The sequence below is a fragment of the Candidatus Pantoea symbiotica genome, assembly GCF_056491525.1.
This window is the reverse complement of the sequence record NZ_JBSZHR010000002.1, coordinates 3327322-3342918: the sequence shown is the minus strand read 5'-3', so window position 1 is coordinate 3342918 and position 15597 is coordinate 3327322. Positions and strand designations below refer to the sequence as shown.

Below are 15597 nucleotides of genomic sequence, written 5' to 3'. Positions count from 1 at the left end.
ATTTCGCTCCGGAGGGATTTCCGGACACCAAGAATCCATGTTTAAAAGGAATATGCTCATGGCGAATAACAGCATTAATGAAATTTCAAATGTAAACTATATTTATACTAAAGACACTGATTTCAAATGGACAGATAGAAAAGCTCCAGATGCGAAAGGTGGAGTAGCCGAAATTATTATTGACGGTGTGACTTATACAACCCCAATAAGTGCTGAAGGATTGTGGTCTTTCACTCCTCCTGGTGGTTGGGCTGAAGGCATGCATACCTTACAAGTTATCATTATTGATAAGGCAACTAACCGTGGTAAAGTTGGCACCTATATTGTTAGCGTTGATAAATCAGCCCCAGCACAGCCTGAAATCTGGCGCGCAGTTGATAACACCGGTAGCGACAAAGGCAACCTGACGCCAGGCGACAGCAGCGATGAACGCAAGCCGGTACTTTCAGGTGTTGCTGAGCCTAATTCCATCGTCTATCTGTATGATAATGCTGGTACAACGCCAATCGCTTCTGTGAAAACGAACAGCATGGGTGCGTGGACGATCACCCCAGACCTCAACAATGGTGAACATAGCCTGACGGTCACTGCTAAAGATGCTAATGGCAACGAAAGTGTGAAATCACCAGCGTTCAAATTGAGCATCGCCAGCGGTAATGTGGTATTTGCTGATTCGGATATTGCAGAAGCATCGCATGCAGTTGTTGCACCGACTGACTTTGGTACTTTCGCTCAAAATGATAAAGCGGTAGAACCAACATATGTCTCGAAAAATATCCTTAATCCAAATGGCAAAAACGCTGAACCAAACATTTTAGTTCAGGTGATTCTGAATAATGTCATCTACACTACCATGACTAAAACAGATGGTACGTGGACACTTCCTTCCATCGAAATTGCGGATGGCACCTATTTTTATCAGACCCGTTATGTTGATCGTGCAGGCAACTGGGGCACAGCAGTTCAGCAGATCCTTGTCGTCGATGGTACTGCACCAGACGCTCCGGAAATTATGCGCGTCGTTGATAATGAAGGAACGCTGGATTACCTGTCTTCAAACCAATATACCAATGACACTACACCGACGTTGAGCGGTGTCGCTCAGCCAGGTTCAATGGTTTATATCTACGGTAATGGCGCCGATCCTATCGGAACAGTTAAGGCTGGCGATGACGGCCGCTGGACCTTTGAGCCAACGTTGACCGCTGATGGTTCATATGTATTTAGTGCTCAATATATGGATCGTCACGGTAAACCAAGCGCGAAATCAGATAACTTCATCATCAACCTTGACAACTCAGTACCAGGAAATCCGTCTCTGGGAGAGGTCTATGACGATGAAGGTCGTTCTCAGGGCCCACTGAAATCGGGTGATACCACCGATGATAAAACGCCTAAGCTTTCCGGTACCGCTGATGCAGGTTCACTGGTACGTATCTGGGATGGCAACGAAATCATCGCAAGCGTTGTTGCTGGCCCGCGTGGCGAGTGGTCAATCGAGTTGGATTTAGCCGACGGTGAACACAGCCTGCGCGTTGATGCACAATCTAAAGGCGGTAACACCTCAGGTAAATCAGAAGAATTCAAACTGATCGTTGATCCAAACATCTTGCCGCCAGGTAAAATTGACGAAATCGTTGCTAACAATGGCGACACTGAAATTCCTCTGATGGACGGTGATTCCACCAATGACACCACCCCGTTGTTGCGTGGCGCAGGCAATGAAGGCGATATCATTTACATCATTGATAATGGTGTAGTAGTGGGTAGCGCTGTTGTTGATGACAAAGGTAAATGGGAATTTGAACTTCCTGCCAGTGCAGATGGAGATGGCGAGCATTCGTTAGTGGTTGAAGTTGAGTCAGGTGGCAAGCGCTCTCCTGGTTCTGATCCTATCGTGATCATTGTTGACACCATGCCGCCAACCAAGCCGACCATACCGGAAATAATCGATAATGTAGGTGATAAAACGGGTCCAGTACTTCCAGGGGATGAGATTGATGATCCACGTCCTGAATTTAAGGGCGGTGGCGCTGACGAAGGCGATACAGTAGAAATCATTGTTAGAGATGAAAATGGTGATGAAACGGTAATCGGTTCAGCCGTTGTTGGTGCGGGCGGTAACTGGATTGTTAACCCGACAGACCCAATTCCTGATGGTGAGTATGAAGTCATCGTTGTAATCACCGATCCGGCGGGTAACTCCTCCGAGGGATCCGATCCGATTAAAGTGATCATCGATACCGAGATGCCGGACGCATTGGAAGCGTTTGAGCTGCACGATGACGTCGGCCCAGTTAAAGGTCTGATCAAAGATGGTGATATGACTGACGATACCAAACCGACTCTGCAAGGTAAGGGTGTCGATGGTTCTACAGTCATCATTTATGATAACGATGTTGAAATTGGCCGTGTGAAAGTTGCAAACGGTGAATGGAAATTTGAGACGCCTGTGCTTCCTGAAGGTTCGCACAAAATTACTGCTCAGCCTGAAAGCGCCTCAGGTGTGAAAGGTCCAGTCAGTGGTGGCATCAGCTTTACTGTTGATACCACAGCACCAACCACCGGCACTTTCGATGGTGTTTATAAAGATAATACCAATCGTGAAGAGCTGGTGGGTGAAGGTGCAAGCATCAACGATAACACCTTGATCATGAAAGGTACGGGTAGTAATGGTGACATCGCTGTGCTGTATGGAACCTACCAGGTAAAAGATGCAAACGATACAGTTATTGATACCATCACGATGGAACTTGGAAAAGTAACTATCGTAAATGGTGCCTGGAAAATTGAAACCGCAGAACTGCCAGACCATGAATACGTGTTCAGCGTAGGTATTCGTGACCTGGCTGGGAACGAAAAAACGCTTGATACAGAATTCAATATCGAAGTTGATACCACGCCTCCAGGTCCACCAGATATTGGTGGTCTGTTCAGCATCGCGGGCTTGAACGAAGGTCTGATGAACATGTCACTGAATGACATCATGTCTCAGGGCAATGATTCACTGTTCATCGACAACGGTAAAACCCAGATGATTGTGTCGGAAAAAGCCGGTGAAGATCTGAAGCTGGAAGACATCTTGCCGAAAGGTGAAGAAGTGAGCAACTGGAGCCAGGCAAATGGCACCGTAACCGTGGCAGGCGTTGAATACAACGTTTACCAGAACAACGGTGGCGATGCTGAAGTAATGGTTCCACAGCATTTGATGCAGGAACAACAGCACTAATCCCTGATTAGCTGCTAAACAAAAGCCCCGGTCGTAAGATCGGGGCTTTTTTTATGCATGATACTGAACGACAAAGAAAATCGACTTATTTAGCCGCTTCCAGCACCAGAATCTTTACATCAACCACTTCATCTTTAATCAGCGCGCGATGCGCATCCATATGCGGCATCTGCTGATGCTGCTCCAGATGGCGCAGTGATTCCCACAATTCCAGCATGAAAATCGAATCGGGTGAATTCTGTTTCCACGGCACTTGTGCCTGATGATCCACTAAGGCGTCATATTGATGGCAGCCATCCTCTTCCAGCACGGTTGGAATCAGCTGATTAATCGCATCCAGCACCACCTGACGGCGGCCTGGTTTGACACAAATTTCTGCAACGACGGTTAACATAGCGCTTCCTCTTTTCCCTGGGTGCTTACAGTTAAGCAAAGATCTGGCTGAGATGAGTCCGATAACGTTCGATATCGCGCGGCACGTCCGGCATTTTAATCACATCGTTACAGATAAAGGTCGGCAAACCTTCCATGCCGAGGAACTGGTTGGCTTTATGGAAGTGCAGATATAAGCCATCCACGCCCACGCCTTCGAAGAACTGCTCAGGATCGTTAAAGGCTTCCAGTGGCGCGTTCCAGGTCAATGACAACATGTATTTCTTACCCTGAATCAGGCCGCCAGAACCGTACTTTTTACCGGCATCGCTACGCGTGCGACCATCGCTGGCATACAGTGAACCGTGACCTTCAGTGAAGACATCATCGATGTATTTTTTCACCGTCCACGGCTCGCCCATCCACCAGCCCGGCATCTGATAAATCACCACATCGCTGTCGAGATACTTCTGCACTTCTTCTGCCACGTTGTAATCGCTATCGGCGATGGTCACCTGTACTTGATGGCCAAGGTCGCGCAGCTGGCTGGCAGCCACGTCAGTCAAGGTATGGTTCAGTTCGCCTTTCGAATGGGCGAAGGTTTTGCCGCCATCGATAATTAAAAAATTCATCTAATCCGCTCCGTTTCTGGTTGATGCCGCACACTCTACGCGCGCGCAGGAGCGAGAAAAATGCGTGATTGATCACAACACTTTTGCTAATAAAGCAATAATGCGGACGATTATGAAACAATCCGCGTGCAAACCAACATCAACCCTAAAAAGAAGAAACCATGAAAACCGCGATACTGAGTGCATTACTTCTGGTGACTGGCGCTGCTCAGGCGCAATCCCACCTTGATGACATCCGCGCAAGCAAGACCTTAAAAGTTTGTACCACCGGCGATTACAAGCCTTATAGCTATTTGCGCAGCGATGGCCAATACGAAGGATTGGATATCAGCATGGCGCAATCGCTGGCGGCGAGCCTCGGCGCGAAAGTCGAGTGGGTACCAACCACCTGGAAAACCCTGAGTGATGATTTTGTGGCGAAGCAGTGTGATATCGCACTGGGCGGCGTATCTGTCACGCTCAAGCGCCAGCAGATCGCCTGGTTCGCGCAGCCGCTCGGCGTCGATGGCAAAATCCCGCTGGTACGCTGCGATGACAAAGCGAAATACCAAACGGTTGAGCAGATCAACAAGGCGAGCGTGCGAGTGATCGAACCGGCGGGCGGCACCAACGAAGCCTTCGTGCACAGCCATTTACCGCAGGCGACGCTGCAACTGGCTGACAACGTCGGGATTTTCCAGCAGTTAGTCGATAACAAAGCGGATGTGATGATCACCGATGCGTCCGAAGCGCTGTTCCAGCAGCAGCATTATCCAACGCTGTGCGCCATCAATCCGGACAAACCGATGCAGTACGGCGAGAAGGCCTACATGATCCCGCGCGATGATATGAGCTGGAAACTGTATGTCGATCAGTGGCTACATCTCAGCACCGCCACCGGCGAATACGCCCAGATGGCTAAGAAATGGTTAGGCGTGAAGTAGGGTCGCCATTCATGGCGACCTATGTACCCGGTGCGCAATAGTGCGCACCTTACAGCAGAACTCAACGATACAAACTCGCCTTACCCAGCCCACCAAACAGATTCATCTTGTAGCGAATCACTGACTTCGCCGCAGCAATCGCATCCGGATAAATCACATTCGGATCCCACCAGGTTTCACGTGCCAGAATCTCACGCAGCTTATCGAAATAGGCGAACTTCATGTCGCTGGATATATTGATTTTCCCTACGCCTAACGTTACCGCTTCCGCAATCTCGGCATCCGGATTAGCTGAACCGCCGTGCAGCACCAACGGAATAGTGGTGCGCTGTGAAATGTCTCTGAGGATATGCATCTGCAGCTCAGGCTTCATATTTTTCGGGTAGATGCCGTGCGCGGTGCCAATCGCCACCGCCAGCGTATCCACGCCGGTACGCTGCACAAAATCCTCCGCCTGCGCCGGTTCGGTGTAGATCACTTTACTCACACCACCTTCCACTGAAGTGCCGGTATCGCCGATGGTGCCGAGTTCCCCTTCCACTGAAACGCCCACCGCGTGCGCCAGCTTCACCACTTCTTTGGTCAGTGCCACGTTCTCTTCATAAGGCAGCAGAGAGCCATCGATCATCACCGAAGTAAAGCCGCACTGAATGGCTCGCAGCACCTGAGCGATAGACGCGCCGTGATCGAGGTGAATGGTGAACGGCACTTTGCTTTTCAGAGTGCGTTCGCGCACGTAGCCAAAGAACTCATCGGTGACAAACTCCAGTTCGCTCGGGTGGATGGAGATGATCGCCGGCGTATTGGTGGCCTCGGCTTCTTCAACTACCGCGCGGATAAAGCAGCTGTCAGCCACGTTAAACGCGCCAATGGCGTAACGGTGTTCACGAGTCGGTGCCAACATCTCTTTCATTGAAATCAACATGTTAATATTTCCTCAACGTGAGTTTTACTGGAGCCGACGCACGCGCCGACCCGATAGTGGATATGAATGTGAAATTGACAATGCTTTGTAGGGTCGCCATTCATGGCGACCACCAATTAACGCCGCACTTAAACCTTGCCCGCCGATCCCGACCAGCTCAGATACTCGACTACCACCTCGCGGCAGGCAGATTCCATCAGCCCAAGCAAGTCGGCGAGTTCAGCATGCGGATGCTGCTTCAGGGCCTGCTCAACCGCCATTTTTCCGGCATCAAACACCGCCGCACCGACGTTGATCTTGGCGACACCAAACTCGCTGACGCGGCGAATATCCTCGGCCGGTGTGCCCGATCCGCCATGCAGCGCCAACGGTCGCGTGGACACCGCATGCAGCTCCTGAAGTCGTTGAAAATCAATCTTCGGCTTCACGCCAGCCGGATAAAGTCCGTGCGCAGTGCCAACCGATATAGCCAGCAGATCGATATTGGTCTGCTCGATAAACGGCAGCACATCGGCCACCTGCGTCATCTTCACCGAGGCATCAGCCAGCTCGTAGGTCGGTGCATCGGCGATATGCCCCAGCTCGCCTTCGACGCAAACGCCGGCGGTATGCGCCATCTTCACTACGGCGGCGGTCTGGCGAATATTCTCGGCGAGCGGCTCAGACGAGGCGTCGATCATCAAGCCGGTAAAACCGGCGCGAAACGCCTGACCAATCAGCGGAAAGGCTTTGCCGTGATCGAGTGCCAGCGCCACCGGCACGCTGGCGGCATTGGCTAGCGCTCGCACTAACGGCACCGCGACAGCGGGCGGGAAGTGCGCGCTGTGTCCCTGATACACATTGAGGATCAGCGGGGCGCGCTGCTGTTCGGCGGCCTGAATGGCGGCGCGCGCGGTTTCCAGGTTGAAGCAGTTGATTGCCAGCACCGCATAACGCTGCTGGGCGGCGGCCTGAATCAGGTCGTTCATCATGGCAAACATGGTGGCTCCTTATTCCAGAGTGAATTTGATCTCTTCATCGCGGATGCCGGGGGCTTCCACGTCATCGAACTCTTCATCCGCCTGCGTAACCGGCTTTTTCAGTACCGATAGCATCACGCCGCACACCGTGGTGCCGATGCCGAGCGCTAAACAGAACAGCCAGGGTTTGGTGAACAGTGGCACCACAAACATGCCGCCGTGCGGCACCGGTGCGCCAACGCCCCACACCATAATCAGCCCACCGGCGATAGCGGAGGCCACCACGCAGCTGCCGACCACGCGGAACAGGTCGCGCGCCGCAATCGGAATCACCCCTTCGGTAATCATGCAGATGCCCATCGGGAAGGCGGCTTTCAGTGCCTCTTTTTCCGCTTTGGTGTATTTGTTGCGGCTCAGCAGGTAAGAGAGCGTGATGCCGAACGGCGGAATCATCGAGCCGACAAACTTCACCGCTTCCGGCCCGTAAATGCCGTCAACCAGCATGCCGTCGGCGAACAGCGACATGGTTTTATTCACCGGACCGCCGAAATCGAAGGTGGCCATCGCGCCGAGAATCGCGCCCATCACAAACTTCGAGCCGCCCTGCATCGACTCCAGCAGGGCGATAAGCGCCTTTTGCAGCCAGACAATCGGCTGGCCGATAAAGGTCATCATTAGCAGCCCGGCGATGATGGTGCTCAGCACCGGTAGCACCATAATCGGCATCAAACCCTGCATCGATTTCGGTAACTTAATGGTTCGGCGCAACAGCAGCACCGTGTAACCGACCAGGAAGCCACCGAAGATGCCGCCGATAAAGCCGGTACCAATCTGCCCGCAGATAAAACCGACGATCAGGCCAGGCGCAAAGCCGGGACGATCGGCAATTGAGTAGGCGATCGCCGCGCTGATCAGCGGCACGATCAAGCCCATGCCCCAGCCACCGATCTGGTTGAGCATCCAGGCGATAGTGCCGGTCTGTTTGCCAACATCCGGGCCGCCGATCACCTGGCCGAGCGCGATGCAGATTCCGGCGGCGACGATCAGCGGGATCATCCACGAGATCCCGGTGAGCAAATGCCCTTTGATCTCCTGGCCGTACTGACGTTTGTTGTCATTCATGATGGATCTCCTCAGGCGCGCGCCAGTGAATCCGCCACTTTTTCGAGGAATTTCACCGGTGATTTGATCACCACTTCGGTTTTCACTCGCACAATGGGTTTGCCCTGAAAGCGCTCCTCGCCTTTGATCTTCACGTCCACGGCGAGGATCACCACGTCAGCGGCGGCGATGTCTTCCTGCGTCAACGCCGTTTCGGTGCCGATGGTGCCCTGAGTTTCAACGTGGATGGTGTGGCCCAACGCGTGGGCCCCTTTAATCAGTTTTTCGCGCGCAATATAGGTATGCGCGATGCCTGCCGTGCAGGCCGCTACACAGACGATATTCATGTGTCACCTCAGAGAGTTAGGGTGTTAACAGAGGTCGGTTTCGGCGTACTGACTAAGCAGCCGGATGATATTGCTGGCATCGTTTTCGACCAGCAGTTGGGCTATCACCTCATCATCGGCCAGCGCACTGGCCACCTGCGACAACAGGCGAATATGAGTGGTGTTCTGATCTTCCAGTCGCACCGCGAACAGGATGATGCAGCGCACCTGGCTGCCATCGAGTGTTTCCCACGGAATGTCGTGTTGGGTGCGACCAATGGCGAGCGTGGTTTGTTTCACCGCGGCGGATTTACCGTGCGGAATGGCAATGTGATTTTCGAAGCCGGTGGAGCCTTCGGCTTCACGCAACCAGACGTCTTCGATAAAGGCGGCGCGGTCGCTGATGGCGCCGTCGTGGTAGAGCAAATCGGTCAGCTCATTAATCGCTTGTTCTTTGGTGGTGGCGGTCAGCGCCAGGTTAACGCGGCGTGGCGTCAGAATGCGCGAAATATCCATGATCAATCCTCATTCAATTAATGTTCAGCCAAAGCGCAGGAGGCGCCGTCGGGCAGCTGGCTGCCAATCATGGCGTCTGTCACCCGCCGAATATCGTCATCGTTAAAAAAGGCACTGACATACACCGCCGGAACCGATCCGGCATTGAGGTGAATGGTGGTGATCACCAAATCCACCGTTTCTCGCTGGCAAAACTCCGCGTGATTGCTGGCGGAAACTACGCCGACAATCGCCCAATCCGGGAAGGCGCGCAGGATGCGACTCTTCAGCAAATGCGAGGTCCCGACGCCGCTCGAGCACACCACCAGAATGCGTTTGTGGGCAATTTGTCGCTCCAGCGCCGCCTGGAAATGCACGCACAGATAACCTATTTCGTCATCCGCCACTGATGAAAGTCCCTGGCTGCGCGCGGTTAATTGCATCGCCTGTTGAGTTAAGGAAAATATTTCCTTCATCTCCTGCTGAATATCTTCCAGCAGCGGATTGCGAATATTAATGTGATATTTGAGTCGATTTAATAATGGCTTTATATGGACTAATAACCCTTCAAATAATAATCGGTCCTGTGATAAGTCCTGCTGAATAAATGACGCGAAACGATCGATTAATTCACAGGTTATTTTCACGGATTCAGCGGTGGAAAATTGATTATGCAGCGGCGCATTATCACCACGCTCTTCCACCACAATGCCGGACGAGACAATATATTGATAAATAAAACCCACTTCATCGGCTGGCAATGCGCAGCACATGCGCTGTTCAATCTGGACCACCATCTGCTGGGCAATGTTGAGAATACGCTGGTCGAGATCCTGCGCGCTGGTTAGCGTTTCCAGCGCCAGCGCGTTACCTTGCGCCATGCGATGCATCATGATCAGAATATGGGTGCAGAGATTGAGGTACCATGCGTCGCCCAGCGGATAACTCAGCTGCTGCTCCATCTGTTGCAGCAGCGCCTGCACAAAAGCCACATCCTCATCGCCAAAATAGTGCACCAGCGCCTGCTGGCTGCCGGGATCGAGCCGCGGAAGCAGCGGCGTGCCGGCGACGTTCTGCTGCATCACATCATTAATCAGCGACACCATCGCCTGGCGCAGCGTCTGCTCATTGCCTTCAATATGCGTGCCGCCGGGGCCGCGCTGCAGTACCAAACCCAACGGCAGCAGCCACTCTTCAATTACTTTCAGGTCATTCACGATCGACGCATGGCTGATAAAGTAGCGCTCTGACAATTTGCTGATTGAGGTCGCGCGTGGTGCATCACTCAATAGCTGCGAAGCAATCTTCACTCGCCGGCTGTTGTGGCTCAGCGCATCTGAGCTGCTTTCGTCGCCATTCAGCTGCTGCTCCAGCTGCAGCCGCTGCTGTAAATCGTCCACTCGCAGGCGCACGCCGCGTCCCGGCATTTTTTCCAGCTGCAGCGACCAGTCGCTCAGCCAGCTCTCCAGCCACTGCAAATCGCGCTGAATGGTTTTCTCCGACACGCCAAGCTGTGTCGCTAACGCTTTACTCGGCTGCGGTGCGGCATGATGCAGCAGCAATTTTACTAATCGGTGTTGTCGCGAAGTCAGTATTTGCATTCGGTCACCCTTATTTTGGCAAAACGTTTATGGCTAATTGATGTTTATATTTATTCCATGCCAGAAATCAGAAGCGCAAAAATGTGGTGCTTGTTGAGTATGAATTTAGGAGAGGAATCAGTAAGCAACAATACTAAATGTTGTCCCGGCTTGCGGACACTATTAATACGCTAAATGCATCGGGATATTAATTGCGAAGTTGCTCACATATTATTAGCGATATTCCCTGTGACATGGCTCCCATTCCGTTTTAATTTTCCAACCAATATCACGTTATTAAATGTAAGCCGTTTCTGTTTGCTGAACGGGCTTCTCTGTGACTAAACCGTACGAATAAGGTAATATCCTCGCCAAATGACCGCCGGATGTCCCGCCGTTGCGGGCCACGAAGTGAGGATGCGAGCTGAATGAGCGAATTGACGCAGGATGGTGCAGAGCGTCTTGCCCTGCACACGTTTACGGAAAACGCGTACCTGAACTACTCCATGTACGTGATCATGGACCGCGCGCTGCCGTACATCGGCGATGGCCTCAAGCCAGTGCAGCGCCGTATTGTGTATGCCATGTCGGAATTGGGCCTCAATTCCAATGCCAAATTCAAAAAATCGGCGCGTACCGTCGGTGACGTATTGGGTAAATACCATCCGCACGGCGACAGCGCCTGTTATGAAGCGATGGTGTTGATGGCGCAGCCGTTCTCTTACCGCTATCCGCTGGTGGATGGCCAGGGAAACTGGGGTGCGCCGGACGATCCGAAATCCTTCGCCGCGATGCGTTACACCGAATCGCGCCTGTCGAAATACGCTGAAATCCTGCTAGGCGAGCTCGGTCAGGGCACGTCTGACTACATTCCGAACTTCGACGGCACCATGCAGGAGCCGAAGATGTTGCCGGCGCGCCTGCCCAACATTCTGCTGAACGGCACCACCGGCATCGCCGTGGGCATGGCGACGGACATTCCGCCGCATAACCTGCGCGAAGTGGCGGAAGCGGCGGTCAAGCTGATCGACAACCCGAACACCACGCTGCATGAGCTGCTGGATATTGTGCAAGGTCCGGATTACCCGACCGAAGCGGAAATCATCACGCCACGCAACGAAATCCGTAAGATTTATGAAAGCGGACGTGGTTCGATTCGCCAGCGCGCGGTGTGGAAAAAGGAAGATGGCGATGTGGTGATCACCGCGCTGCCGCATCAGGTTTCGGGCGCACGCGTACTGGAGCAGATTGCTAACCAGATGCGCAATAAAAAGCTGCCGATGGTGGAAGATCTGCGTGATGAGTCCAACCACGAAAACCCAACGCGTTTAGTGATTGTGCCGCGTTCCAACCGTGTGGATCTCGAGCAGGTGATGAATCACTTGTTTGCCACCACCGATCTGGAAAAAAGCTACCGCGTTAACCTGAACATGATCGGACTGGATAACCGTCCGGCGGTGAAAAACCTGCTGGAAATCCTCTCTGAGTGGCTGGTGTATCGTCGCGATACCGTGACGCGCCGCCTCAACTATCGTTTAGACCGCGTGCTGCGTCGTCTGCATATCCTTGAAGGTATGCTGGTGGCGTTCCTCAATATTGATGAAGTGATCCACATCATCCGTACCGAGGATGAGCCTAAGCCGGTGCTGATGTCGCGCTTTGACATCAGCGAAACCCAGGCCGAAGCAATTCTCGAACTCAAATTGCGTCATCTCGCCAAACTGGAAGAGATGAAGATTCGCGGTGAGCAAGCGGATCTGGAAAAAGAGCGCGATCAGCTGCAGGCGATTCTGGCGTCCGAGCGCAAGATGAGCAATCTGCTGAAGAAAGAGCTGCTGGCTGATAGCCAAACCTACGGCGACGATCGCCGTTCGCCGCTACGCGAACGCGAAGAAGCCAAAGCGCTGAGCGAAACTGAGCTGGTGAGCGCCGAGCCGGTAACCATCGTGCTGTCGCAGATGGGTTGGGTGCGCAGCGCCAAAGGTCACGATATCGATCCGGCGGGCCTGAGCTACAAAGCGGGCGACAGCTATCTGGCCGCTGCACGCGGTAAGAGCAATCAGCCGGTGGCCTTTATCGACTCCACCGGACGCAGCTACACGCTGGATCCGACGTCATTGCCGTCCGCGCGCGGGCAGGGCGAACCGCTCACTGGCAAACTGACGCCACCGCCGGGCGCGGTGATTGAACAGGTGCTGATGGAGCCCGACGATCAGAAGCTGTTGATGGCCTCTGACGCCGGTTACGGCTTCATCTGTACCTTTGCCGATCTGGTATCGCGCAACCGTGCCGGTAAAGCGCTGCTGACGCTGCCGGAAAATGCCAAAGTGATGACGCCAATAGCGGTGCATTCGGGCGATGATATGCTGCTGGCGATTACCCAGGCCGGACGCATGTTGATGTTCCCGGTTGGCGATCTGCCTCAGATGTCGAAAGGCAAAGGCAACAAGATCATCTCGATCCCTTCAGCGGAAGCCGCTGCGGGCACCGACAAACTACAATGGTTGCTGATTCTGCCGCCAGGCGCCTCGATCACCGTGTATGTCGGTAAACGTAAGCTGATCATGCGTGATGAAGATCTGCAGAAAGTGCGTGCCGATCGCGGTCGTCGCGGCAGCGTGGCGCGTGGCCTGCAACGCATCGATAGCGTAGAAGTGAATGCACCAGCGCGTCCGAAAGCCGACGCGAGTGAAGAGTAACGCTGTAATTCAGGCGATGGAATGCCCAATTTGAGGAATCTATGTTACTAATTTTACGAGCAATTATTGTTATTGTTTATTCGATTCTGGTTTGTATCTTCGGCAGTATCTGGTGTCTGTTTTCACCGCGTAACCCGCGTCATGTTGCGACGTTCGGCCATATGCTCGGTCGTCTGTCGACGGTATTTGGTCTCAAGGTGGAACTGCGTAAACCGGCGGAAGCCGCGCATTACGGTAACGCGATCTATATCGCCAACCACCAGAACAACTACGACATGATCACGGCAGCGAAAATCGTGCAGCCGACCACGGTGACCGTGGGCAAGAAAAGCCTGCTGTGGATTCCGTTCTTTGGCCAGCTCTACTGGCTGACCGGTAACCTGCTGATTGACCGCGATAACCGCTCCAAAGCGCACGGCACCATCGGCGAGCTGGTGGATCAGTTCAACAAAAAGCGCATCTCGTTCTGGATGTTCCCGGAAGGGACGCGCAGTCGCGGACGTGGTCTGCTGCCGTTCAAAACCGGCGCGTTTCATGCGGCGGTTGCGGCAGGTGTGCCGATCATTCCGATCGTGGTTTCTAACACCCACGACAAGATCAAGCTGAACCGCTGGAACAACGGTCTGGTGATTGTTGAGATGTTGCCGCCGGTTGATACCTCGCAGTTCGCTACCACCTCGGTGCGCAAGCTCGCCACGCACTGCCGTGAATTAATGTCGACTAAACTGGAAGAATTGAACGCCGAAGTCGCCGAGCGCGAAAAAAGCGGTAAACTCTGACCAGCCAAAATGGGGCAGGTGATCATCTGCCCCGTTCTCAAGCCACACAGCAACTAATAATTAATTAAAACAACATGGACACGGCGTCCTCACGCCACGCTCAAAAGGTCTGAAGTTTTATGTCTTGCAGCAGACGTCAGTTTATTCAGCTTTCTGCCGGTGTCGCACTGGCTTCCGGTGCTATGCCTTTCGCCGCCCGCGCCGCCGCGCCATTGGGCGATACGCCACTTCCTATTCCACCGCTGATTGAATCCCGTCGCGGTCAGCCGCTGTTTCTCACCTTACAGCGCAGTCATTGGTCGTTCAGCGGCAACAGCAATAAAGTGCCGGTGTGGGGCTTTAACGGCATGTATCTCGGCCCAACGGTGCGCGTTTACAGCGGCGACGATGTGAAGCTGATTTACAGCAACCGCCTCAACGAACCGGTATCGATGACCGTCAGCGGTTTGCAGGTGCCGGGCGCGTTAATGGGCGGTGCGCCGCGCATGATGTCGGCGGGAGCTGACTGGGCGCCGGTGCTGCCGATTCGTCAGGGCGCGGGCACATTGTGGTATCACGCCAACACGCCAAACCGCATGGCACCGCACGTCTACAACGGGCTCGCCGGTATGTGGCTGGTAGAAGATGACGTGAGTAAATCGCTGCCGCTGCCGAAGCATTATGGCGTCGATGATTTCCCGCTGATTATTCAGGACAAGCGCCTCGATAACTTCGCCACGCCGGTTTATAACCCGCCATCCAGCGGCGGTTTTATCGGCGACGTGCTGCTGGTGAACGGCGTGCAAAATCCCTATGTCGAAGTGTCACGCGGCTGGGTGCGTTTGCGTTTGCTGAACGGCTCGAACGCGCGCCGCTTCGATCTCAGCTTCTCCGATAATCGCCCCTTTACGGTGATCGCCAGCGATCAGGGCTTCCTGCCTGCGCCGGTGGCGGTGCAGCTGCTGACGCTGGCACCCGGCGAGCGTCGCGAAGTGCTGGTGGATATGTCGCAGGGCGATGAAGTCTCGATTACGGCTGGTACGGCGGCGGGCTTAATGGATCGTCTGCGCGGGCTGTTTGAGCCATCATCGATTCTGACCAATACGTTGGTGCTGAGCTTACGCCCAACCGGTTTGTTGCCACTGGTCACTGACAATCTGCCGATGCGTTTGCTGGCGGATCAGATTCTCGATGGCGTTGCGACACGCACGCGTGAATTCCGCATTGGCGACAGCGAGCCGGGCATTAATGGCGTGCTGTGGGACATGAACCGCATTGATACCACCGTGCAGCAGGGCACCTTTGAGCGCTGGATTATCCATGCCGATCGCCCGCAATCGCTGCATATTCAGGGCGTAATGTTCCTGATTAAGAACGTCAATGGCGCGCAGCCGATGGGTGAAGATCGCGGCTGGAAAGATACCGTGTGGGTGGATGGCAGTGTGGAGTTGCTGGTGAGCTTCCCGCAGAGTTCATCGGATCACTTCCCGTTTGTCTATTACAGCCAGACCTTAGAGATGGCGGATCGCGGGACGGCGGGGCAGTTGCTGGTGAATTCGGTCTCTTAATAAAAACGGTGCGCATAACCGCGCACCGTA

General features: G+C 53.7%; 13 protein-coding genes. 5 read left to right on the top strand and 8 right to left on the bottom strand.

Annotation, left to right across the window (positions count from 1 at the left end):
• Positions 1–58: 58 nt before the first annotated feature.
• Entirely contained in the window at positions 59–3229 is a 3171-nt protein-coding gene (locus tag ACXIZX_RS15960; protein ID WP_479404514.1) for an Ig-like domain-containing protein, read from the top strand.
• A gap of 85 nt (positions 3230–3314) precedes the next feature.
• On the opposite strand, the gene ACXIZX_RS15955 is transcribed toward ACXIZX_RS15960, so the two are convergent.
• Together ACXIZX_RS15955 and ACXIZX_RS15950 are read right to left on the bottom strand one after the other, a co-directional pair.
• Positions 3315–3623, bottom strand: a complete 309-nt coding sequence (locus ACXIZX_RS15955; protein ID WP_008103384.1) for a putative quinol monooxygenase — start codon at positions 3621–3623, stop codon at positions 3315–3317.
• 31 nt (positions 3624–3654) lie between these two features.
• Complete coding sequence (locus ACXIZX_RS15950) at positions 3655–4233, bottom strand: NAD(P)H-dependent oxidoreductase (RefSeq protein WP_008103382.1); 579 nt, start codon at positions 4231–4233, stop codon at positions 3655–3657.
• Between the two features lie 161 nt (positions 4234–4394).
• Here ACXIZX_RS15950 and ACXIZX_RS15945 point away from each other — a divergent pair, with 161 nt between their 5' ends.
• The gene (locus ACXIZX_RS15945) at positions 4395–5156 is read left to right on the top strand and encodes a transporter substrate-binding domain-containing protein (protein WP_179452128.1); all 762 of its coding nucleotides are present in this window, start codon (positions 4395–4397) and stop codon (positions 5154–5156) included.
• Positions 5157–5217: 61 nt separating this feature from the next.
• Here ACXIZX_RS15945 and ACXIZX_RS15940 read toward each other — a convergent pair whose 3' ends face one another.
• From ACXIZX_RS15940 to ACXIZX_RS15915, 6 genes are all read right to left on the bottom strand, one after another.
• Positions 5218–6081: a ketose-bisphosphate aldolase gene (locus tag ACXIZX_RS15940; protein ID WP_061720478.1), complete on the bottom strand. Its 864-nt coding sequence runs from the start codon at positions 6079–6081 to the stop codon at positions 5218–5220.
• A 128-nt stretch (positions 6082–6209) separates the two neighbouring features.
• Complete coding sequence (locus ACXIZX_RS15935) at positions 6210–7061, bottom strand: class II fructose-bisphosphate aldolase (protein WP_179452129.1); 852 nt, start codon at positions 7059–7061, stop codon at positions 6210–6212.
• A gap of 9 nt (positions 7062–7070) precedes the next feature.
• The gene (locus ACXIZX_RS15930) at positions 7071–8162 is read right to left on the bottom strand and encodes a PTS fructose transporter subunit IIC (RefSeq protein ID WP_061720480.1); all 1092 of its coding nucleotides are present in this window, start codon (positions 8160–8162) and stop codon (positions 7071–7073) included.
• Between the two features lie 11 nt (positions 8163–8173).
• The gene (locus ACXIZX_RS15925; RefSeq protein WP_008103372.1) at positions 8174–8488 is read right to left on the bottom strand and encodes a PTS fructose transporter subunit IIB; all 315 of its coding nucleotides are present in this window, start codon (positions 8486–8488) and stop codon (positions 8174–8176) included.
• Positions 8489–8512: 24 nt separating this feature from the next.
• Positions 8513–8983, bottom strand: coding sequence for a PTS sugar transporter subunit IIA (locus ACXIZX_RS15920; protein ID WP_479404513.1), 471 nt, complete (start codon positions 8981–8983; stop codon positions 8513–8515).
• A 17-nt stretch (positions 8984–9000) separates the two neighbouring features.
• The gene (locus tag ACXIZX_RS15915; RefSeq protein ID WP_479404512.1) at positions 9001–10563 is read right to left on the bottom strand and encodes a BglG family transcription antiterminator; all 1563 of its coding nucleotides are present in this window, start codon (positions 10561–10563) and stop codon (positions 9001–9003) included.
• A gap of 407 nt (positions 10564–10970) precedes the next feature.
• Between ACXIZX_RS15915 and parC the strand changes: the two genes are divergently transcribed.
• From parC to ftsP, 3 genes are all read left to right on the top strand, one after another.
• Positions 10971–13241 carry a DNA topoisomerase IV subunit A gene (gene parC, locus ACXIZX_RS15910; RefSeq protein WP_479404511.1) on the top strand — a complete coding sequence of 757 codons (2271 nt, stop codon included), beginning with the start codon at positions 10971–10973 and terminating at the stop codon, positions 13239–13241.
• A gap of 41 nt (positions 13242–13282) precedes the next feature.
• Positions 13283–14020, top strand: a complete 738-nt coding sequence (locus tag ACXIZX_RS15905) for a 1-acylglycerol-3-phosphate O-acyltransferase (protein ID WP_061720484.1) — start codon at positions 13283–13285, stop codon at positions 14018–14020.
• Between the two features lie 119 nt (positions 14021–14139).
• On the top strand, positions 14140–15567 hold the full coding sequence (gene ftsP, locus ACXIZX_RS15900) for a cell division protein FtsP (RefSeq protein WP_154155114.1): 1428 nt from the start codon (positions 14140–14142) through the stop codon (positions 15565–15567).
• The last annotated feature ends 30 nt before the right edge of the window (positions 15568–15597 follow it).

What these genes read in the sequence shown, in the direction of transcription:
- ACXIZX_RS15945 (WP_179452128.1), top strand. Translation starts at nt 4,395, where the DNA reads ATGAAAACCGCGATACTGAGTGCATTACTTCTGGTGACTGGCGCTGCT.
- ACXIZX_RS15925 (WP_008103372.1), bottom strand. Translation starts at nt 8,488, where the DNA reads ATGAATATCGTCTGTGTAGCGGCCTGCACGGCAGGCATCGCGCATACC.
- ACXIZX_RS15930 (WP_061720480.1), bottom strand. Translation starts at nt 8,162, where the DNA reads ATGAATGACAACAAACGTCAGTACGGCCAGGAGATCAAAGGGCATTTG.
- ACXIZX_RS15955 (WP_008103384.1), bottom strand. Translation starts at nt 3,623, where the DNA reads ATGTTAACCGTCGTTGCAGAAATTTGTGTCAAACCAGGCCGCCGTCAG.
- ACXIZX_RS15960 (WP_479404514.1), top strand. Translation starts at nt 59, where the DNA reads ATGGCGAATAACAGCATTAATGAAATTTCAAATGTAAACTATATTTAT.
- ACXIZX_RS15905 (WP_061720484.1), top strand. Translation starts at nt 13,283, where the DNA reads ATGTTACTAATTTTACGAGCAATTATTGTTATTGTTTATTCGATTCTG.
- ACXIZX_RS15920 (WP_479404513.1), bottom strand. Translation starts at nt 8,983, where the DNA reads ATGGATATTTCGCGCATTCTGACGCCACGCCGCGTTAACCTGGCGCTG.
- parC (WP_479404511.1), top strand. Translation starts at nt 10,971, where the DNA reads ATGAGCGAATTGACGCAGGATGGTGCAGAGCGTCTTGCCCTGCACACG.
- ACXIZX_RS15935 (WP_179452129.1), bottom strand. Translation starts at nt 7,061, where the DNA reads ATGTTTGCCATGATGAACGACCTGATTCAGGCCGCCGCCCAGCAGCGT.
- ACXIZX_RS15915 (WP_479404512.1), bottom strand. Translation starts at nt 10,563, where the DNA reads ATGCAAATACTGACTTCGCGACAACACCGATTAGTAAAATTGCTGCTG.
- ACXIZX_RS15940 (WP_061720478.1), bottom strand. Translation starts at nt 6,081, where the DNA reads ATGTTGATTTCAATGAAAGAGATGTTGGCACCGACTCGTGAACACCGT.
- ftsP (WP_154155114.1), top strand. Translation starts at nt 14,140, where the DNA reads ATGTCTTGCAGCAGACGTCAGTTTATTCAGCTTTCTGCCGGTGTCGCA.
- ACXIZX_RS15950 (WP_008103382.1), bottom strand. Translation starts at nt 4,233, where the DNA reads ATGAATTTTTTAATTATCGATGGCGGCAAAACCTTCGCCCATTCGAAA.